Origin of the sequence: Kribbella sp. NPDC056345, assembly GCF_042262745.1 — a bacterium.
In the GTDB taxonomy this organism is placed as follows: Bacteria; Actinomycetota; Actinomycetes; order Propionibacteriales; family Kribbellaceae; genus Kribbella.
Map to the genome: position 1 here is coordinate 42,900 of NZ_JBHJQQ010000015.1, position 19,221 is coordinate 62,120.

Here is a 19,221-nt window from a genome sequence, read left to right on the forward strand (position 1 = left end):
CAGCCGTCCGCGCCCGCTCCTCCTCCGCGACCGCGCGCTCCCCACTCACCACTCAATGCTAGAAAGCGCCACCCCGATCAACAGTGCCCCGAAGGGCACTGTCGCGGGCAGGGTCAGCTGCGTAGGTGTAGGCGGCGGGCAGCTTCGGCGATGGAGCCGGAGACGGAGGGGTAGACAGTGAAGGAGGCTGCGACCTGGTCGACGGTGAGGCGGGCGGCGACGGCCAGGGCGATGGGGTGGATGAGCTCGGAGGCGCGCGGGGCTACTACGACGCCGCCGACGATGATGCCGGTGTTCGGTAGGCAGAAGAGTTTGACGAAACCGTCGCGGACGCCCTGCATCTTGGCGCGGGCGTTGTCGGACAGCGGCACCTTGACGACCATCGCCGTACTGCCGCCGGCGTCGAGGGCGGCCTGGGTGAGGCCGACGGTGGCGATCTCGGGGGCGGTGAAGACGTTCGCCGAGACGGTGGACTGGTCGAGGGGGGCGACGGCGTCGCCGAGGGCGTGTGCCATGGCGATCCGGCCCTGCATGGCGGCCACCGAGGCCAGCATCAGTACGCCGGTGCAGTCGCCGGCCGCGTAGACGCCACGGGCCGTGGTCCGGGAGACGCGGTCGACCTGGACGAAGCCGCCGTCGGTCAGCGACACGCCCGACTCGATCAAGCCCATTTCGTCGGTATTCGGCAGTGAACCGACCGCCAGCAGGGCGTGCGAGCCCTCGACCATCCGGCCGTCCGTCAGGGTGACGATGACACCGTCGCCCTGGCGCTTGACCGACTCGGCGCGGGACTTGCTCAGCACGGTCAGCCCGCGCCGCTTGAAGACATCCTCGAGTACGGCGGCCGCGTCGGCGTCCTCACCGGGCAGCACCCTGTCCCGGGACGAGACGAGGACCACGTCGCTGCCCAGGGCGTCGTACGCGCTGGCGAACTCCGCACCGGTGACACCGGACCCGACCACGATCAGGCGCTCGGGCAGCTCGTCGAGCTCGTAGACCTGCTCCCAGGTCAGGATCCGCTCGCCGTCCGGCTCGGACCCCTTGAGCACACGAGGCCTTGCACCAGTGGCGATCAGCACCACGTCGGCGGCCAGCCGCTCGTCGCCGACGACCACTGTCTCGGGCCCGTCGAGGCGGCCGCGGCCCTTGATGATCCGGATCTGGTCCGAGGCGAGCCGGCGCTCGATGCCCTCGGACTGGGCCGTCGCCAGCGCCTTGACCCGCCGGTTGACCACCCCGAGATCGACCGAGACGGAGTTCGCCGGGTCGTCGTCGCCGTCGTCGACCCGCAGGCCGAGCTCGCCGGCCTCCTCCACCTCCGTCATCACCTCGGCGGTGGCGATCAGCGTCTTGCTCGGAACGCAGTCGGTCAGGACCGCAGAACCGCCGATCCCGTCGGAATCGACGACTGTCACCTCCGCCCCTAATTGGGCGGCCGCACTCGCCGCTTCGTACCCGCCAGGACCGCCACCGATGATCACAACTCGCGCCACAAGAGGCCATTGTTCCGTATCCTGATTTCTCGTGACCCTGTACGCCGCGTTTGCGTCGAATTTGGACCCGAACCTGATGGCCGAGCGCTGCCCGTACTCGCCGCTGCGCGGCACCGGCTGGATCGTCGGCTGGCGCCTGACCTTCGGGGGTGAGGAGCTCGGCTGGGAGGGCTCGATGGCCACCGTCGTCGAGGACCCCTCCGACCCGGCCAACCAGGTCTTCGTCGCGCTCTACGACATCCACCCGAAGGACATCGAGCGCCTGGACGAGTGGGAGTGGATAGACCAGGGCGTCTACCGCAAGATCCAGGTCCGGGTGCAGACCCTGGACGGCGAGCAACTGGCCTGGATGTACGTCCTGAACGCCTACGAGGGCGGCCTCCCCTCGGCCCGCTACGTCGGCATCCTCGCCGAGGCCGCCGAAGCTGCCGGCGCCCCCGACGACTACGTCGCCGAACTGCGCTCCCGCCCCTGCCAGTCGTCCGGCCACTGATTTCGTAACGTCCGAAGATCCGGAGACCACGCCCTCCGATCGTTCGGACGTTAATCTGCGGGGGTGACTGATGAGCTGCGGGCCGCTGCCGAAGCCTGGCTGAGCGAAGACCCTGACCCCGACACCCGCGCCGAGTTGCAGCAGCTCCTGGACGCCGGTGACACGGCTGAGCTGGCGGATCGGTTCGCCGGGACGCTGGAGTTCGGTACGGCGGGGCTCCGGGGCGCCGTCGGCGCCGGGCCGAACCGGATGAACCGGGTCGTGGTGATCCGGGCGGCGGCCGGACTGGCGGCGTACCTGAAGGCGAACGGGCTGACCGACGGCCCGGTCCTGATCGGGTACGACGCCCGGCACAAGTCGGACGTGTTCGCGCAGGACACGGCTGCCGTGGTCCGGGGCGCCGGGCTGGACGCGGTGCTGCTGGACCGGCCCACGCCGACCCCGGTGATCGCCTTCGGCATCAGGCACCTCAGAGCAGTCGCGGGCGTCGTGGTGACGGCCTCGCACAACCCGCCCCAGGACAACGGGTACAAGGTGTACCTCGGCGACGGCTCGCAGATCGTGCCGCCCGCGGACGCGGAGATCGCCGCCGCCATCGCCGCGGTCGGGCCGCTGGAGTCGGTTCCGCGCGGCGACGACTGGCAGACCACCGGTGACGAGCTCCTGAACGCCTACCTGGACCGCATTGCCGACCTGGTACCGGCAGACGCCCCTCGTGAGCTGAACGTCGCTTACACGCCTCTGCACGGCGTCGGCCGGACCCTGGTCGAGGACGCGGTCGCGCGGGCCGGGTTCGCCGTACCGGCCGTGGTCGCATCCCAGGCCGACCCCGACCCGGACTTCCCGACGGTCAGCTTCCCGAACCCCGAAGAGCCCGGCGCGATCGACGCGGCCCTGGAGCTGGCGAGGGAGATCGGGGCTGACATCGCCGTGGCGAACGACCCTGACGCCGACCGGTGCGCAGTGGCGGTGCCGGACCCGTCGGTAGGCGGCGCGGGGGCAGGCGGCGCGACGGGCGAAGGCTGGCGGATGCTGCGAGGGGACGAACTCGGGGCATTGCTCGGCGAGTTCCTGCTCTCAACCCGACCCGACGGCGTGGCCGCGTGCTCGATTGTTTCGTCGTCGCTGCTCGGCAAGATCGCCAAGGCCTACGACGTCCGGTACGTCGAGACGCTCACCGGGTTCAAGTGGATCGGCCGGGTCCCGGAGCTCGTCTTCGGCTACGAGGAGGCGCTCGGCTACTGCGTCGACCCGGCCGCGGTGAAGGACAAGGACGGCGTGTCGACGCTCGTCCGGGTGCTGGAGATGGCGGCCCGGGCGAAGGCCGAGGGGCGGACGCTGCTCGACCTGCTCGACGACCTCGCCAGCAAGTACGGCCTGCATGCCACCGACCAACTGTCGGTGCGGGTCGAGGACCTGAGCCTCATCCAGACCGCGATGACGAACCTGCGCACGACTCCCCCGACGACGCTGGGCACGCACAGCGTCGTACAGATCGATGACCTGGCTGAGGGGTCGGAAGCGTTACCGCCCACGGATGGCCTTCGGTACACGTTGTCCGAAGGCGCCCGCGTCGTCGTCCGTCCGTCCGGCACCGAGCCGAAGCTCAAGTGCTACCTCGAGGTCGTCATCCCGGTCCAGAACGAGGATGTCGCCGCGGCGCGAGTGGCCGCGGCGAACGATCTCGAGGGAATCAAGCAAGCACTCTCGACAGCCCTGGGGCTGTAGAAGGGAACTCTCAGTGCGCCGCAGCGGCTTCGGCCTGCTCGGCGCGCAGGGAGGCCTGCAGCGACGAGTGCAGGATGCGCAGGGTGCTGGTCGACTGCATCAGCGCGTCCCGCTCGTCCGGGTTCCGGCCGGCCAGGCTGGTGATGTCGTTGATGGCGGCGTCGATCCGGCTGATCCGGTCGGCGACCGAACCCTCCTGGCTGCTGGCCCGGCGGATCGCGTCGGACGTGACCGTCCAGACGTCCTCCTTGTCGTTGGTACGCCGGGACATGTCGACCATCTGGCTCAACGCGGCCAGATCGCTGGCGACCTGGGTCCGCTCCGCCGGCGTCGTGATCCCGGCGGTCGCCTGGCGCAGCCGGGTAACGTGCCCGGACAGCTCCGACCAGCTGCTTCTACCGCTCTGGATCTTGTCCAGCACCTTCGCGTACTCGGTGTTGAACTCGTCGTAGTTCACTGTCCTTGACTCCTGCCGTTCGACCGTTCGACTACAGAACTGTAGGGCGTGCGGATTCGAAACAAGTAACCACACGATCGCAGATCGTGTGGTTGTCGCCAAAACGCAACAGCCGCCCGGTACGGCAACGCGTACCAGGCGGCTGAGTTACGTAGCAATCAGGAGACGCGCGCCGGCGCCGATTCGTAGGTGTTGCAGCGTGCCGAGGTCGTGGTCGAACTCGTCGCGTAGAAACCGTGCTCCGACCACCAGCCGTGGTTCGCGTACGAACCGTGGTCCCGCGGGTAGCCCTTCTGGTCACCCGAGTGGTTCACCAGCCAGCGCCACTCGTTGTAGAGCACCCCGGTCATCGGGTAGAAGCGGCGGTTCGCACCGATGTACGCCGAGCCGAGGCAGGACGCCTGCAGCTCACGACGACGGCTCTCCTCCATCTTGGCGGTGTTGGTCTTCATCGCCCGCTGCCGCCACCAGGACGCGTCCATGATGCCGGTCGCTTCCTGGATGTGGTGGCCGTACTCGTGCGCCATCGTGTTGGTCGCGTAGACCCGGGCGTAGGTCGAGTTCTGCTTCCACATGCTGACGATGACGTTCGCCGGGAAGTAGATGTTGTTCTCGCAGTAGAACGCGCGGGACAGCGAGACGACGCCGCACCGGGTGTTCGCGGTCCGGGCCGTGGTGATGTGCAACTTCGGAGCCGCGGTCGACCTCGCCCCGGCCTGCGCCAGGATCGGCTTCCAGGCGGCGTACAGGCACTTGTAGAGCTGCGTGCTGTACTGGTTGACGCCGGCCACCGTGCGCATGGAGACGTTGACCTCCTTGCAGCGCGACGCCGGGATCGGCCCGGTCTTGTAGAGCTTGTTGTAGCGCACGATCTTCAGCGCCGCCGGGCCGGTGAGGCCGGCCTTCGCGGTCGGTGCGGCGTGCTCGTGCTCGTGCTCGTCGACACCCGACTCGGCGGTGTGGCCGACAACGGGAACCGGACGGGTACCGGCGTCGGCCGTCGGGGTCGCCTGGGCGCCGGTCGGCGCGACAACCGCGAGACCGGTCAGCGCAGCGATTCCGGCCAGGCCGCGTCGGGTGGTGCGGGAGAGGTTGACCATGAGCTCCACTCTCGAAAATTCAGGGACTGTCAGGGCCCATCTTGGGGGGACCGGGGGTTCATCCGCCGGCCGGGACACGAACTCCGACGTCAAAGATTCCGTCCCAGTTCCCGCCAATTTTCGTCAGTGCCGGAGTCGCCCACCGAGAAACGTCAGCTGGGCCGGTAGCATCCGCCGCCAATATCCCTGCGTGTGCGCCCCCGCTTGCTGCCCACCCGCCGCGCCGAGCTCGGTCCGTAACTGCGCCGCCGCCTTCGCGAACGGGTCGTCCCGTCCGCAATCGATGCGCACGGCAACATCCTGCAGACTGACCTGCCGGCCGAAGAGCTGACCGCCTTCGAAGTCCTCGCGGCTGTCGAAGGCGCCGGGGGCAACATCTTCGTAGCGCCGCCACACCGCCGGGCTGAGCGCCGCGACCGCGACCGCGCGCATCCCCGGGCGGACCCGGCGCTGCCACGCATGCAGGGCCGTATACAGCAGAGCGCCGTACCCGCCCATCGACCAGCCGAAGACGCCGTACCGCGCTGTGTCGAGACCGCGATTCGTCAGCAGGGGAAGGAACTCCTGGTCGATCATGAACCCCGGATCCTCGTCGGTGACCCGGCGATGCCAGTACGTGTCCGGCCCGCCGTCCACCGTGGCCAGCGCGAACGGCGGCGATCCAGCCTGTACGGCGGCAGTCAGGTACCGGTCGATGCCGAGGTCACGCACTGCCGAGGTGTGATCACCACCACGTCCGTGCAGCACCAGTGCCACCGGCAGTGCGTCGGATGGCTGATACCCATCGGGATAGAGGATCGAGTACCCCACTGTCGTCCGGCGACCGAACGATTCGAATGTGCCCGACACCACAGGCCCAGCCGATACGTCGGGCACGACGCCATCCGGACCGGTCAGTCCGAGCAGGTCGTGCACGCGGGCCCGGCCGGGAATCAGACCGGTCTCCAGACCGGCCACCGCCGCGACCCCTACCGCAACACCTGTGCCCAGCAGCGCGCGGCGGGAGAGAACCATCGTCAGCGGGACAACGCGGCCACGCCGGCGACGACGGCCAGCACGCCGATCGCGATCAGCTCGGGCCGGGCCCAGTTCGTCTTGACCTCACCACCGTCGACCGCGCCGTACTGATCCATATGCGCTTCGATCCGGCCGACGACCAGATCCGCACGGGACAACGAACTGTCCGGCGAGAGCTTGCGGCCGCCGACGCGCTGCTTGCGCAGATCACGCATGACGAGCTGTACGCCGGGTGCCCGGAACCGGCCCGCATCCGTGTGGACGCGGAGGATGTCCGCGACATCGGCACCGGTGACCTGGTTCCACGGGATCACCCGGTCCCGCAGGTGATTACGCAGGACGATGTTCGCCGGGCTGAGAGTGACCGCGGGCCGGATCAGGCCGCAGTACGCGAGCACCATCAGGATCGCGATCAGGCAGCCGGCCATGAGTCCGGTGGCGGTCCGCCACTCCAGCACGATGTCCAGCAGCCCGACCGCTCCGATGACGATCACGATCACGCCGGAGATCCGGTTGGACGTGGACAGATAGGTCTCGGTCTCGGCCTCTTTCGACTTCACCCGCACAACGTAACTGGTTGTCCGGATCGGCACTATGCTGGCAAGGGTGACCACTACCGACACAGGCGTCGACAGTCTGGCCGACGTGACCTCGTCCGAGGACCGGCTGCGCCGGTTCCTGCTCGGGCTGCCGGGCGTCGACCAGGTCGGCGCCGAGGCTCGTGCCGCCACCCTGAGCACGCGGTCGATCAAGACCACCGCCAAGGCGTACGCGCTGGACCTGGCGATCCAGATGATCGACCTGACCACACTGGAGGGCTCGGACACCCCGGGCAAGGTGCGCGCCCTGTGCGCCAAGGCCAAGCGCCCGGATCCGGCCGACCAGACCGCTCCCCAGGTAGCCGCGGTCTGTGTCTACCCGGACCTGGTGGCCACGGCGAAGTTCGAGCTGCGCGGTACCGGGATCAACGTGGCGAGCGTGGCAACCGCCTTCCCCAGTGGGCGTTCGAGCCTGGCGATCAAGGTGCAGGACACCAAGGACGCGGTCGCGGCCGGTGCCGACGAGGTCGACATGGTGATCGACCGCGGCGCCTTCCTGTCCGGGCGCTACGGCCTGGTCTTCGACGAGATCGCCGCGATCCGCGAGGCCGCGGGTGACGCGCATCTCAAGGTGATCCTGGAGACCGGCGAGCTGGTCACCTACGACAACGTACGGCGCGCGTCCTGGCTGGCGATGCTGGCCGGCGCCGACTTCATCAAGACCTCCACCGGCAAGGTGTCCCCGGCCGCGACCCTGCCGGTCACACTGGTGATGCTGGAGGCGGTCCGCGACTACCACGAGTCGACCGGCCTGCACATCGGCGTCAAACCGGCCGGCGGGATCCGGACCGCGAAGGACGCGATCAAGTACCTGGTCACGGTCAACGAGACCGCCGGACCGGACTGGCTGGACCCGGAGCTGTTCCGCTTCGGGGCGTCCAGCCTGCTGAACGACCTGCTGATGCAACGCACCAAGCTGGCCACCGGTCACTACCCGGGCCCCGACTACTTCACCTTGGACTGACAGGCATGAGCAGATTCGAGTACGCACCGGCCCCCGAATCGCGGGCCATCGTCGACATCAAGTCGTCGTACGGGCTGTTCGTCAACGGCGCCTTCGTCGAGGCGACGGACGGCAAGCCGTTCAAGACCGTCAGCCCGGCTTCGGAAGAGGTGCTGGCCGAGGTCAGTGAGGCTGGACCGGCCGACGTCGACAAAGCGGTTCGCGCCGCCCGGAAGGCGTTCGAGAAGGTCTGGGGGCCGATGGCCGGCCGCGACCGGGCGAAGTACCTGTACCGGATCGCGCGGCTGATCCAGGAGCGGGCGCGCGAGCTCGCCGTACTGGAGTCCCTGGACAACGGGAAGCCGATCCGCGAGTCGCGTGACGTCGACATCCCGTTGGTGGCCGCGCACTTCTTCTACTACGCAGGCTGGGCCGACAAGCTCGAGTACGCCGGTGCCGGGGAGGACCCGCAGCCCTGGGGTGTGGCCGGTCAGGTCATCCCGTGGAACTTCCCGCTGCTGATGCTGGCCTGGAAGATCGCACCCGCGCTCGCCGCGGGCAACACCGTCGTGCTGAAGCCGGCCGAGACGACTCCGCTGACTGCACTCGCCTTCGCGGAGATCTGCCAGCAGGCGGATCTGCCGCCAGGTGTGGTCAACATCGTGACCGGCGCAGGCCGGACCGGTCAGGCGCTGGTCGAGCACCCGGATGTGAACAAGGTCGCCTTCACCGGTTCGACCGCAGTCGGCCGCGCGATCGCGAAGTCCGTCGCGGGTTCCGACAAGGCGGTCACGCTGGAGCTCGGTGGCAAGGCGGCGAACATCGTCTTCGAGGACGCCCCGATCGACCAGACCATCGAGGGCATCGTCAACGGCATCTTCTTCAACCAGGGTCACGTCTGCTGCGCAGGCTCGCGGCTACTGGTCCAGGAGAGTGTGTACGACGAGGTCCTGGCGCGGCTGAAGCGTCGGATGAGCTCACTGCGGGTCGGCGACCCGCTGGACAAGAACACCGATATCGGCGCGATCAACTCGTCGGCCCAGCTGGCGAAGATCCGGGAGCTGTCGCAGATCGGTGAGGACGAGGGCTCCGAGCGCTGGTCACCCGAGTGCGAGCTGCCGACGCAGGGCTACTGGTTCCCGCCGACCGTCTTCACCGGCGTGTCGCAGGCGCACCGGATCGCCCGCGAGGAGATCTTCGGGCCGGTGCTGTCGGTGCTGACCTTCCGCACCCCGCAGGAAGCTGTCGAGAAGGCGAACAACACGCCGTTCGGGCTGTCCGCCGGGATCTGGACCGAGAAGGGTTCCCGGATCCTCTGGATGGCCAACCAGCTGCGCGCCGGCGTGGTCTGGGCCAACACGTTCAACCGCTTCGACCCGACCTCGCCGTTCGGCGGCTACAAGGAGTCGGGCTACGGCCGCGAAGGCGGCCGTCACGGCCTGGAGGCTTACCTTGCCCACTAAGGACAGTTCGCGTCTCGAGGTCCGCAAGACCTACAAGCTGTACATCGGTGGCGCCTTCCCGCGCAGCGAGTCCGGCCGGTCGTACGTCGTCAGCAACGCCAAGGGCAAGTTCCTCGCGAACGCCTCCCAGGCCTCCCGCAAGGACGCCCGGGACGCGGTCGTCGCCGCCCGCAAGGCATTCGGCGGCTGGTCGGGCAAAACGGCGTACAACCGTGGTCAGGTGCTCTACCGGATCGCGGAGGTGATGGAGGGGCGGCACGAGCAGTTCAGCTCCGAGGTCGCCGCCTCCGAGGGCCTGTCGATCTCCAAGGCCCGCGCGGTCGTGGACGCCTCGATCGACCGCTGGGTCTGGTACGCCGGCTGGGCCGACAAACTCGCCCAGGTCGTCGGATCCAGCAACCCGGTGGCCGGCCCGTACTTCGACTTCTCGTTGCCCGAGGCAACCGGTGTGGTCGCAGTCCTCGCCCCGCAGGACTCCAGCCTGCTCGGCCTGACCTCGGTGATCGCCCCCGCGATCGTCTCCGGCAACACGGTCGTCGCCGTCTCGTCGTTCGAGCGCCCACTGCCCGCGATCACCCTCGGCGAGGTGATGGCCACCTCCGATCTCCCGGGCGGCGTGGTCAACCTGCTCACCGGCTCGGCCTCCGAGATCGGCCCCTGGCTCGCCTCCCACATGGACGTCAACGCCATCGACCTCTGCGGCATCGAGGACGCCGACGAGGCCCGCGACCTCGAGGCGGCCGCGGCCGACAACCTCAAGCGGGTACGCCGCCCCGCCGCCGAGGACTGGACCGAATCCCCGGGCCTGTCCCGCCTCACCCAGTACCTGGAACTGAAGACCGTCTGGCACCCCATCGGCATCTAACGGATGGTCGTTCGGGTGAGGGCTGGGTTCGGGTCGGGGTAGCAGCTGACCGGCGAGTTGATGGTGATGAACTTCCACTTGATCTTGGCGGTCAGCGTGAGGCCGGGGTTGTCGTAGGACGTGCCCTGTAGGCGGGTTTCTACTACGGCGCCGCGGCGGCCGGCTTTGAGGCGGACGGTCAGGGTCGGGAGCTGGTACGCCGAGCCGCCGGGGATGGGACCGCTGACCGTGATGACCGCGGTGCGGCCGTCGAGGCGGACGGACGGGGTGGAGTTGAGGCCGGAGCCGCCGGTCAGGGTGGCACTCACGTACGACGAGTTGGGTGGGATCGGGACGCGGAGTGCGAGGTCGCGGACCTCTTTGAGTTTGAAGCCTTTGACCTCGCCAGGGAGCTGGCCGGGTTTGAGGTCGACGGTGATCGAGAACCGGTGGTTCGGCTTGACCGTCGCGGGCGCTTTCGCGTCGACGCCTTGGCGTAGCGACACCAGATGCTTGCCGAACTTGGTGTCGGCCCGGCAGGCGTAGCTCGCGGCGGGTTGGGCTGCCGCCGGAACGCCGAACACCAGCGGGAGTACGGCGGCACCGAGGACCAGAAGACTGCGGTGAGTAGCCATGTCGCTACTCTAAGCAGTCATCACCGGCTGTGAGGAGCCTCGTCTCACTGTCCGAACAGGAACCAGCCACCGGCCCCGGCCGCCACGAAGACCACCGGCAGCGCGGCCGCGAACCACACCCAGAGCCGGCGGCGACGCCGTACTGGCGGGTTGGTCGCGACGGTCGTCGAGACCTCGTTGTCGTCGGTGATGCTGGTCCGCTCGAGGGCGCGCAGCGGCGCCTCCTGCTCCAGCCGGTACGCCTCGGCCTCGAGCCGCTCGGCCAACGTCTCGGCCCGGTCCCAGCGATCGACCGGGTTGTAGGCCAAGGCCCGCGCGAAGATGTCGTCGAGCTCGCCGACCCCTTCGTGCAGGACCGGGTACAGACTGTCCGGCAGCAGATCCGGGTCGCGGTTGAGCACATCTGGAATCGAAGCGACGGCGTACGGCGGATGCCCCGTGAGCAGCGCGTAGGTCACTGCACCGATCGCGTAGATATCCGCGCGCTCGTCGAACCCGCCGTCGCCACGCCCCTGCTCAGGTGCCATGTACGACGGTGTGCCGACCGCCTGGGTCAGTCCAGAAGCCTCGGCGGCCCGCTTGGCCAGCCCGAGATCGGCCAGCACGATCCGGTGCGTACCGCCGCCGGACTCGATACCCACGTTCTCCCGGAGGAGCAGGTTCGCCGGGGTGACGTCGCGGTGTACGACACCCTCGTTGTGCAGCGCGGAGACCGCCCGGGCCAGGTCCGCGCCCCACCACAACGCGTCCACCGGATCCAGCCGCCCCTGCCGCAACAGGTCGCCGAGGGTGCCGCCGCCGACGTAGTCCATGACGAAGTACGGGCGGCCGTCCGGCAGCCGGCCCAGGTCGAAGACCCGGACCACCCGGTCGCTCGCGATCCGGCGCATCAACCGGGCCTCGGAGAGGAAGCGTTCGCGCACGTCGGCGCGCGACGCCCAGTTGTCGGCGAGGATCTTGACCGCGACGTCCACGTCGAGGTCGTCGTCGTAGCCTCGCCAGACCGTCGCGAATGCGCCCGCGCCGATCTGGTCCTGCAGCCGGTACCGTCCGATGACATCCATCGAGAGCTATTGTCGGTCACGACCGGTTCGAACGGGGAACACCACTCTCTGGGGGAGTATGAACGAGGAACTCGAAGCACTCGCGGCACGCACTCTGAAGGACGAGTCAGAGATGCCCGAGCTGCTGCACGCGATCCGGCCGCTGGTGCAGCGGCGGGTGGCGAAGTTCCTTCCGTACCGCGAGGACGCCGAGGAGGCGGTCCAGGACACCCTGCTCCAGGTCGCGAACAAGCTGCACACCTTCAAGGGCACCGGCAGCTTCGCCGGCTGGGTGACGATCGTGGCCACGAACCAGGCCCGCCAGACCTACCGCTCCCTCAAGCGCCGCTCGGTCGAGCAGACCTCGGAATACCTTCCCGAGGCCGTCGACCCGCGGACGACCTCGGTCATCGCCGGCTCCCGGCTGGACCTGCTCGAGGCGCTCGAACACCTCGAGTCCAGCCACCCTCAGCTCGTCCAGCCGCTCGTCCTGCGCGACCTCGGCGCCCTCACGTACGCCGAGATCGCGGACGAGCTCGACGTACCGCTGGGGACCGTGAAGGCCCGCATCCACCAGGCCCGCAAGGCCGTGGCAGAGCGCCTCACCGTCCGCTAGCTGTATCGGCGGCGGACCTCGACGGCTCGGAGCAGGTCGTCGAGGTAGTTCGCGACGGCACGGCGGATCCCCGAGGTGACGGTCTCGTCCTGGCTCAGCGCCTCGGCGGCACCGATCAGGCCGGCGTCGATCGCGTACCGCGGCACGATCCGGTTCGCGGTCAGCATCAGCACCATGCCGGCCCGGATGTCGGCCGTTCCGGCGATCTCGGTGAAGAACCTTCCGACGTACGGCGCGGTGATCGCGGCCTGACCGGGATGCCAGAAACCCTCGGCCGTGGCGAGCAGCTCGCGAACGCCGATCTCCGGGTCGGTCATGATCCGGGTCCAAGCCGCTTCCTTGCCGGCCGGTGACGCCGCCCGGCAGCGCGCGACCTCGACAGCTCCTTCGGAGGACTGGTCCCGGGCATGCTCGGCGACGATCTCCGGCTCACCGGCTGCGTCGAGCCGCACCAGCCGAAGCAGGATCGCCCACCGCAGATCCTGCCCAACCTCCAGCCCTCGCGGCACCGACTCACCTGCGGCCAGCCACCCCTTCAACAGGTCCACGTTGTTCGTGACTGCCACGAAGCCGCGGGCGGTTGCGAGCTGCAGGCTGCTGCCCGGCTCCGCGCTCGCCAGCTTGGCTTCCAGCGCATCCACGACCACTGCGCGCGATTCGTCGTACGGGAGGTAGCCGCCGACCACCTTCTCCAGCAGCCAGCGGACGAGCGACTCGACCGCGACATCACTGTTCTCGTGCCCGACGGTTGTGGCGAAGAGGGCGAGCGCCTGCCGCGGATCCAGATCGCCGGTCATCGTCGCGTCGCGCACCGCGTTCCAGATCACGGCGCGCGTCGTACTGTCCGCGATCTTCGGCAGGACGGTGGGCAGGTTGGCGAGGGTGGTGTCGTCGAGCCGGATCTTCACCCAGGTGTCGTCCTGCGCGTCCGGCACGATCACCGCGATGTCGTTGCTGAGGGCAACCTCGACGCTGTTCTGATCCAGCACCAGCTCGACAATCGTGGGTGCACCGGCCTCGTCGTACCCACCGACCGTCAGAGTGTGCGGGCGGCGCGAGTCGTCCGGGCTTTGCCGATGCAGGACGACACCCGTCGCGGTGCGCTCGGCGGTGAGCGTGTCCAGACCGGAGGTGCGCAGCCACTGGTCGGACCAGTTCGCGAGACCGCTCGCACCGGCCTCGGTGAGCTTCGCGATGAACTCGGCCAGGTCCGCGTTGCCGTACTCATGTGCTTCCAGATGCGCGTTGACGCCCTTGAGGAACACGTCGTCACCGAGGTACTTCGCCAGCTGCTTGAGTACCGCGGCACCCTTGGCGTACGAGATGCCGTCGAAGTCGTCGAGCGACTGCCGCGCGTCCTTCAGACTGTCCGGCGCGACCGGGTGGGTCGAGCTGCTCTGGTCGGTCTGCATCCCCCACCACTTGCGGACGAAGGCGAAATCGGTCCAGTTCCCCTTGTACGCCGTCGCTTCCTCGGCCACGCGGTGTGCCATGTACTCGGCGAACGACTCGTTCAGCCACATGTCGTTCCACCACTTCATGGTGACCAGGTCACCGAACCACATGTGCGCCATCTCGTGCACCAGCACGCGGGACCGGGTGCTGCGCTCGGCCTCGGTCGCCTGGGCCCGGTAGAGGAAGTCGTCGGAGACCGTGACGCAGCCCGGATTCTCCATCGCGCCGAGGTTGAAGTCCGGCACGAAGACCTGCCAGTACTCACCGAACATGTAGCGCTGCGCGAACATCCGGTGGTACGCGTCGAACGAGTCCCGGGTGGTTCGGAACAGGTCCTCCGCATCCGCCTCCAGCGGCTCCTTGAGCGACTGCCGGCAGGCCAGCCCGAGGGGGATCCCGTCGTACTCGCTGCGGATCAGATGGAACGGGCCGGCGGCGATGGCGACGAAATACGTCGACAGTGGCTTGGTCTCGGCCAGCACCCACTCCCCCGGCGCTGTCCGGGTGGCGGCGCCGTTGCCGAGCACCACCCACTCCTCGGGGCACTTCACCGTCACTGTGTACGGCGCTTTGAGATCGGGCTGGTCGAAACACGGGTAGTAGCGGGGTGCGGACTCGAGCGACGACATGCCGTAGGTGTAGACGCGCCCATCGGCCGCATCGACCGACCGAACCAGACCCTCACCGTCGACGGAGTACTTCTGCACGGTGTGGATGACGAGCTCGTTCTCGGTCTGCAGACCGGTCAGCGGGAAGCGACCGTCGGCCAGCAGCTCCGGGTCCAGCGACTGCCCGTTCAGCTCGACCGAGAGCAGGCGCTCGGGTTTCACATCCACCCAGCTCGTGTCACCGACCGCAGTGAACCGAATCCGGCTCGTCACCTCGAAGGTGTCGCCGGGATCGGTCAGGTCGAAGTCGAGCAAGTAGGACCCCAGGGCTAGGTCCGTGGCCCGTTGCCGGGCTTCTTCCACTGTCAGGGCGCGCATGCCCTGAACGCTATCCGACTGACCGGGCAACAAGTTGAGCGAGCGCCCGGACCTCGTCGTTCGTGGTCTCGGCGGCGATCCGCTCGATCAGCTCGACATCCGCCGGCTTCGCGAGGGTGCTCAGCACGTTCAGCGCGCTCAGGTGGTCGAAACCCGCGCGGATGTCTTCGCCGGCCTCGACCGGCGGGCCTCCGAGAATGCGCAGCGCGACCTGGCGGGTCTCGTCGGCGACCTCCTCGAGCGGGTTACCGCCGCTCACCTGCGTGTAGGCCGCGGCCACCTGGTACATGTTCAGCGCCCGGCAGACCATGGCGAGGTTGCTGCTGTGCAGCAGCGCACTGTAGGCCTGCAGGGGGATGTCAGTCATGCCAGCACGCTAGCTGCTGCGGGCGGTGTCCCTGCCGCCGCCCGGAGATGCTCGGCCAGCAACTGCGCTCCCTCCGGCGCGTTGGTGGCGTAACAGAGCAGATGCGCCCGCGTCGACCACGCGTCCTCGAGCGGGCAGATGTCGATCGAGGTGATCGCGTCGACCGCGCGCCGCGGGACGATCGCCAGACCGGCTCCGGCGGTGGCCAGGATGATCACGGTGTGCAGGGTCGGCACGAGCGTCCGGTACCGCGGGACTGGGGCATGCGGGCCGAGGCGTTCCTCCATCCACAACGTCAGCGGGGAGCCCCGGTCCAGCGCGATCAGCGGGTGCTCGGCAACTTCGGCGTACGCGATCGAACTCCGTCCGGACAGGACTCCACCGGCCTGTCCGATCACCACGAGCGAGTCGTCGGCGAGCGGCTCGGTCCGCAGCGGGGTCGGCTCGTCGTCCAGGATCACGCCGAGATCGGCCTCCCCGGCAGCGAGGATCTTGACGCTCCGGACGGTACGGCGTTCCTTCACATTGACGTCGTACTCCGGATGGTCGCGGAGGAACGTGGCCAGCGCGGCCGGGACGAGTTGGTGCATGGCCGATCCACCGGCAACCAGGCGGACCGGTTCGGTGCCGGAGACGGCGTACGACGCGACTGCGCTGTCCAGACGGGTGGTCTCGGCCAGCACCTCGCGCGCATGCCGGGCCAGCGTGGCACCGGCGGGAGTCAGCCGAACGCCCCTCCGCTCGCGGATGAGCAGTGGGACGCCGGCCTGTGCTTCGAGGGCTCTGACCCGCGCGCTGGCCGAAGGCAGGCTGAGGTGCATCGCCCGGGCGCCGCCGGTGATCGAGCCTTCTGTGGCGACTTGGGTGAAGAGGCGCAGGTCGTCGAGGTCGTACCGCATGGGTTCAGCCTACGCCTGAGCCTTAGGCTGACTACGGGGATCGCGCATTGTGGACTCCCGATCCAGGCCTGATCCTCGAAGAGTGCTGATCATCCTGCTGGCCGGTGTCGCCGCCGGTGCCCTGAACGCCGTGGGCGGTGGCGGGAGCTTCGTGGCACTGTCCGCGCTGGTAGCAGGCGGCATGCCACCGGTGACGGCCAACGCGACCTCGACCGTCGCGCTGCTGCCAGGCAACGCGACCAGCGCATGGGTCTACCGGCGCCAGATCCATGTCTTCGAGCATGTGACCACGCTGAGGCTGACGATCGCCAGCGTGCTCGGCGGCGCACTCGGCGCCGGCCTGCTGCTGTGGTTGCCGTCGGCATCCTTCGACGCGGCGGTCCCGTGGCTGCTGGCCTTCGCAACCCTGGTACTTGCCTTCGGCAAACGACTGAACCGCGCCATCAACCTCAGTACGCCCGGCCCGGCGGTCATCCTGGCCGGGCAGTTCCTGCTCTCGATCTACGGCGGCTACTTCGGTGGCGCAGTCGGCACGATGATGCTCGCGTTCTGGACCGCGACCACCTCACTCGACACGGCTCGCGGTACGCCGCTGCGAGTGATCCAGGTTGGTGCGGTGTTCCTGACGGCGGCGGTCATCTTCGTGTTCGCTGCCGACGTGCTGGACCACCCGCAGCGCCTGATCGCGATGCTGTGCGGCGCGATCATCGGCGGTTACCTCGGCGCACATCTGGTACGGCGGCTCCCGCAGGTCGTCCTGCGCACGCTCGTCCTGTCCACGGCGGTCGCGATGACGATCCTCTTCTTCGTGCGAGCCTTCGGATGAACCGCGCCCAACTCGCCATGGCCTACCAGGCCTGCGAAGTCTCCGACCTGGCTCGCTCCGCAGCCGAGCTCGACGATCCAGCAGCCGCATTGGCGCAGGCAGAACTCGTACTGGCCGCGGCCCGGGAACTCGTGGTCGCCGCAACCAGGCTGGCCCGCCCGGCGGCCGACGTACCGACTGATCCGTTGCAGCTGTTCGCCTACCAGCACCCCGACGAGGCGGCTGAAGACGTTGCGGACTGGCTCGGTCAGTCGACGGGCCGCTGACCGACCTCTTTACGCTCGTGGTTGAGGTAGAGCCCGGCCGCCGTCGACACGCTGGTCAGCAACCACACCGCAACCCCGGCATCGTCCGTGACCCCGATGATCGGCAGCAGATCCGGCAGGATGTCGAACGGCGAAACCAGATAGATCACCGCGAGCACCCACAACGTCATCCGGCTCTTCGGCAACTCGCCGTACTCCCCCTTCCGCGCCGCCCGAATCAACCGCGGCAACGCCCGCGCCCGCTCGATCACATCCCCCACCGGCACCGGCTCCCCCTTGGCGATCTTCCGCGCCCGCACCTTCCGCCGCCGCACAAACCCGAACGCCGAAACCGCCGCCCCGATCACCAGCAGCCCAACCCCCACCCCAGCCGCCGGCAGCCCCACAACATCAGCATCCCGAAACACCAGAGTGCCAACCCCAAACACCACCAACAGCCCACCGAAATACACCATCCACCCACTGTAGAACGACCGAGGGCTGGCCAACCGCACCTCGGTCTCTTTCCTACACAGCAACCACAACCCGCCCACCCCAGCCACAACCCACCAACCCCAGACAACGCAGAGCCGCGGTCACCAACCGCACCATCCACCCCAGCCACTGCGGCGCCCAGCCATGCTGTCTTTCAGATCGGCCGGACGCGGCGATCAGCCACAGCGCACGTCCCCGGCCGAGTCCTTTCGGACCTCAGCCCACTCGACCGCCAAAGACGGCCGACAAAACCAGAGGGTGAGCCGAGCGGCTGGCTGAGGGGGATGGCGAGGTGGGCGACCGCGGTTTCGCGGTGTCTGGGGTTGACGGACTGTGGCTTAGGTGCGTGATGTTCGAGGTTTTGCGTTTTGCGGCGATCTTTCGGGTCTATGCGCCGAAAAGTTACGCGTACCGCACCCCGGCTCCTGCAGCACCTGCCGGGGCTGGGTGGCTGCGGACCTGCAGGCCATCACAATCGCGGTCGCGCGGCCACGAGCACGCTCAGCCGAGCCCGCCAACCCCAATTGTGATGGCCTGGCGGTCCGCCACCACCCACCAACCGCCGCCGTGGGACGGGCCGGTTGAGCGCGGCGCGAGCGTGCGGGCGGTCGGGTTGGACGGTGGTGGAGGTCCGGCTGAGGCGAATGAAACACTGTGCTTGTTAGTGAAACGCTGTTTTAGTCGATGAGGGATTCGACGATGGTGGTCATGCGGTCCACGGGGATGGCGAAGCCGATGCCGATGCTGCCGGAGCGGGAGCTGCCCAGGGTGGCGATGGCGGTGTTGACGCCTACAACCTGGCCGGCGGCGTTGACGAGGGGGCCGCCGGAGTTGCCGGGGTTGATGGCGGCGTCGGTCTGGATGGCGGACTGGCGGGTGTTGTTGTCGCCGAAGCGGGCCTGGCGGTCGACGGCGCTGACGATGCCGGCGGTGACGGTTCCTTCCAGGCCTAGTGGTGAACCGACGGCCAGGACCGGGTCGCCGACATGCAGCTGTGCGGACCGGCCGAGCGTGAGCGCGCGCAAACCCTCGGCGTCGCCGGGCGCAACCTGGAGGACGGCGAGATCGTTGTTCGCGTCCACGCCGAGAACGTCCGCGTCGACCCGGCGGCCGTTCGACAGGACCAGGGATACATCGCTCGCTCCTTCCACCACATGAGCGTTGGTGACTACGTGCCCCTGCGCATCGACCGCGAACCCCGAACCGGTCGCTCGGCCCGCCCGCACCGACACCACCCCGGGCAGCACACTCGCCGCGGCCGCTGAGATCGACCCCTGCTGCGCCCCACCCGCCGGAGCCGCCGCCTGCGGCAACTCCACCGACCCGGAGCCCGGCGTACCGTCCAACCACCCGCCGGTGACCGCACCCGCCAGCCCACCGGCAACCAGCGAGAGCGCCAACGTCCCCAGTACGACGCCCGCCCGGCGGCCCCGGGGTGAGGCCGTCACCCCGGCCTGAGGTGCCGCCGCCACCGGAGAGGGGGGAGCCAATGGCGCAGCGGAGGCCGGGGTGACGGA

20 protein-coding genes are annotated in these 19,221 nt (G+C 68.7%); 8 read left to right on the plus strand and 12 right to left on the minus strand.

Going from position 1 to position 19,221, the window contains the following annotated elements; genetic code table 11:
• Nucleotides 1–113: 113 nt before the first annotated feature.
• Nucleotides 114–1,493 carry an NAD(P)H-quinone dehydrogenase gene (locus ACFCV3_RS35850; RefSeq protein ID WP_376038076.1) on the minus strand — a complete coding sequence of 460 codons (1,380 nt, stop codon included), beginning with the start codon at nucleotides 1,491–1,493 and terminating at the stop codon, nucleotides 114–116.
• Between the two features lie 31 nt (nucleotides 1,494–1,524).
• Here ACFCV3_RS35850 and ACFCV3_RS35855 point away from each other — a divergent pair, with 31 nt between their 5' ends.
• The gene (locus tag ACFCV3_RS35855; protein ID WP_376038079.1) at nucleotides 1,525–1,986 is read left to right on the plus strand and encodes a gamma-glutamylcyclotransferase; all 462 of its coding nucleotides are present in this window, start codon (nucleotides 1,525–1,527) and stop codon (nucleotides 1,984–1,986) included.
• Between the two features lie 63 nt (nucleotides 1,987–2,049).
• On the plus strand, nucleotides 2,050–3,714 hold the full coding sequence (locus tag ACFCV3_RS35860; RefSeq protein ID WP_376038082.1) for a phospho-sugar mutase: 1,665 nt from the start codon (nucleotides 2,050–2,052) through the stop codon (nucleotides 3,712–3,714).
• Between the two features lie 10 nt (nucleotides 3,715–3,724).
• On the opposite strand, the gene ACFCV3_RS35865 is transcribed toward ACFCV3_RS35860, so the two are convergent.
• From ACFCV3_RS35865 to ACFCV3_RS35880, 4 genes are all read right to left on the minus strand, one after another.
• Nucleotides 3,725–4,171: a hypothetical protein gene (locus ACFCV3_RS35865; RefSeq protein WP_132413511.1), complete on the minus strand. Its 447-nt coding sequence runs from the start codon at nucleotides 4,169–4,171 to the stop codon at nucleotides 3,725–3,727.
• 158 nt (nucleotides 4,172–4,329) lie between these two features.
• Nucleotides 4,330–5,271, minus strand: coding sequence for a neutral zinc metallopeptidase (locus ACFCV3_RS35870; RefSeq protein WP_376038085.1), 942 nt, complete (start codon nucleotides 5,269–5,271; stop codon nucleotides 4,330–4,332).
• Between the two features lie 123 nt (nucleotides 5,272–5,394).
• The gene (locus ACFCV3_RS35875) at nucleotides 5,395–6,285 is read right to left on the minus strand and encodes an alpha/beta hydrolase (RefSeq protein WP_376038087.1); all 891 of its coding nucleotides are present in this window, start codon (nucleotides 6,283–6,285) and stop codon (nucleotides 5,395–5,397) included.
• A 2-nt stretch (nucleotides 6,286–6,287) separates the two neighbouring features.
• A complete protein-coding gene (locus ACFCV3_RS35880) occupies nucleotides 6,288–6,848 on the minus strand; it encodes a PH domain-containing protein (protein ID WP_376038089.1) in 561 nt (186 codons plus the stop codon).
• 46 nt (nucleotides 6,849–6,894) lie between these two features.
• Here ACFCV3_RS35880 and deoC point away from each other — a divergent pair, with 46 nt between their 5' ends.
• The 3 genes from deoC to ACFCV3_RS35895 are packed head-to-tail and all read left to right on the plus strand — an operon-like array spanning nucleotide 6,895 to nucleotide 10,158.
• Nucleotides 6,895–7,851, plus strand: a complete 957-nt coding sequence (gene deoC, locus ACFCV3_RS35885; protein WP_376038091.1) for a deoxyribose-phosphate aldolase — start codon at nucleotides 6,895–6,897, stop codon at nucleotides 7,849–7,851.
• 5 nt (nucleotides 7,852–7,856) lie between these two features.
• On the plus strand, nucleotides 7,857–9,293 hold the full coding sequence (locus ACFCV3_RS35890) for an aldehyde dehydrogenase family protein (RefSeq protein WP_376038092.1): 1,437 nt from the start codon (nucleotides 7,857–7,859) through the stop codon (nucleotides 9,291–9,293).
• On the plus strand, nucleotides 9,283–10,158 hold the full coding sequence (locus ACFCV3_RS35895; protein WP_376038093.1) for an aldehyde dehydrogenase family protein: 876 nt from the start codon (nucleotides 9,283–9,285) through the stop codon (nucleotides 10,156–10,158). The genes ACFCV3_RS35890 and ACFCV3_RS35895 overlap by 11 nt, the downstream gene beginning before the upstream one ends.
• On the opposite strand, the gene ACFCV3_RS35900 is transcribed toward ACFCV3_RS35895, so the two are convergent.
• The gene (locus tag ACFCV3_RS35900; protein WP_376038095.1) at nucleotides 10,155–10,772 is read right to left on the minus strand and encodes a hypothetical protein; all 618 of its coding nucleotides are present in this window, start codon (nucleotides 10,770–10,772) and stop codon (nucleotides 10,155–10,157) included. The genes ACFCV3_RS35895 and ACFCV3_RS35900 overlap by 4 nt on opposite strands.
• 44 nt (nucleotides 10,773–10,816) lie before the next feature.
• The gene (locus ACFCV3_RS35905; protein WP_376038096.1) at nucleotides 10,817–11,836 is read right to left on the minus strand and encodes a serine/threonine-protein kinase; all 1,020 of its coding nucleotides are present in this window, start codon (nucleotides 11,834–11,836) and stop codon (nucleotides 10,817–10,819) included.
• Nucleotides 11,837–11,894: 58 nt separating this feature from the next.
• On the opposite strand from ACFCV3_RS35905, the gene ACFCV3_RS35910 reads away from it, so the two are divergent.
• On the plus strand, nucleotides 11,895–12,431 hold the full coding sequence (locus ACFCV3_RS35910; RefSeq protein WP_376038098.1) for an RNA polymerase sigma factor: 537 nt from the start codon (nucleotides 11,895–11,897) through the stop codon (nucleotides 12,429–12,431).
• On the opposite strand, the gene pepN is transcribed toward ACFCV3_RS35910, so the two are convergent.
• Genes pepN through ACFCV3_RS35925 form a run of 3 tightly spaced genes read right to left on the minus strand, consistent with a single transcriptional unit; the run spans nucleotide 12,428 to nucleotide 16,138 of the window.
• Nucleotides 12,428–14,872 carry an aminopeptidase N gene (gene pepN, locus ACFCV3_RS35915; protein ID WP_376038100.1) on the minus strand — a complete coding sequence of 815 codons (2,445 nt, stop codon included), beginning with the start codon at nucleotides 14,870–14,872 and terminating at the stop codon, nucleotides 12,428–12,430. The two genes, ACFCV3_RS35910 and pepN, sit on opposite strands and share 4 nt — an antisense overlap.
• Before the next feature lie 10 nt (nucleotides 14,873–14,882).
• Nucleotides 14,883–15,239, minus strand: coding sequence for a hypothetical protein (locus ACFCV3_RS35920; protein ID WP_376038103.1), 357 nt, complete (start codon nucleotides 15,237–15,239; stop codon nucleotides 14,883–14,885).
• Nucleotides 15,236–16,138: a LysR family transcriptional regulator gene (locus tag ACFCV3_RS35925; RefSeq protein WP_376038105.1), complete on the minus strand. Its 903-nt coding sequence runs from the start codon at nucleotides 16,136–16,138 to the stop codon at nucleotides 15,236–15,238. Before ACFCV3_RS35925 ends, ACFCV3_RS35920 begins: the two co-directional genes overlap by 4 nt.
• 82 nt (nucleotides 16,139–16,220) lie before the next feature.
• Here ACFCV3_RS35925 and ACFCV3_RS35930 point away from each other — a divergent pair, with 82 nt between their 5' ends.
• Entirely contained in the window at nucleotides 16,221–16,964 is a 744-nt protein-coding gene (locus tag ACFCV3_RS35930; RefSeq protein ID WP_376038107.1) for a sulfite exporter TauE/SafE family protein, read from the plus strand.
• Entirely contained in the window at nucleotides 16,961–17,230 is a 270-nt protein-coding gene (locus tag ACFCV3_RS35935; RefSeq protein ID WP_376038109.1) for a hypothetical protein, read from the plus strand. The genes ACFCV3_RS35930 and ACFCV3_RS35935 overlap by 4 nt, the downstream gene beginning before the upstream one ends.
• Here the strand turns inward: ACFCV3_RS35935 and ACFCV3_RS35940 are convergent.
• Nucleotides 17,212–17,685, minus strand: coding sequence for a YkvA family protein (locus ACFCV3_RS35940; RefSeq protein WP_376038111.1), 474 nt, complete (start codon nucleotides 17,683–17,685; stop codon nucleotides 17,212–17,214). The genes ACFCV3_RS35935 and ACFCV3_RS35940 overlap by 19 nt on opposite strands.
• A gap of 696 nt (nucleotides 17,686–18,381) precedes the next feature.
• Nucleotides 18,382–19,176 carry a S1C family serine protease gene (locus ACFCV3_RS35945; RefSeq protein ID WP_376038113.1) on the minus strand — a complete coding sequence of 265 codons (795 nt, stop codon included), beginning with the start codon at nucleotides 19,174–19,176 and terminating at the stop codon, nucleotides 18,382–18,384.
• Nucleotides 19,177–19,221 lie beyond the last annotated feature (45 nt).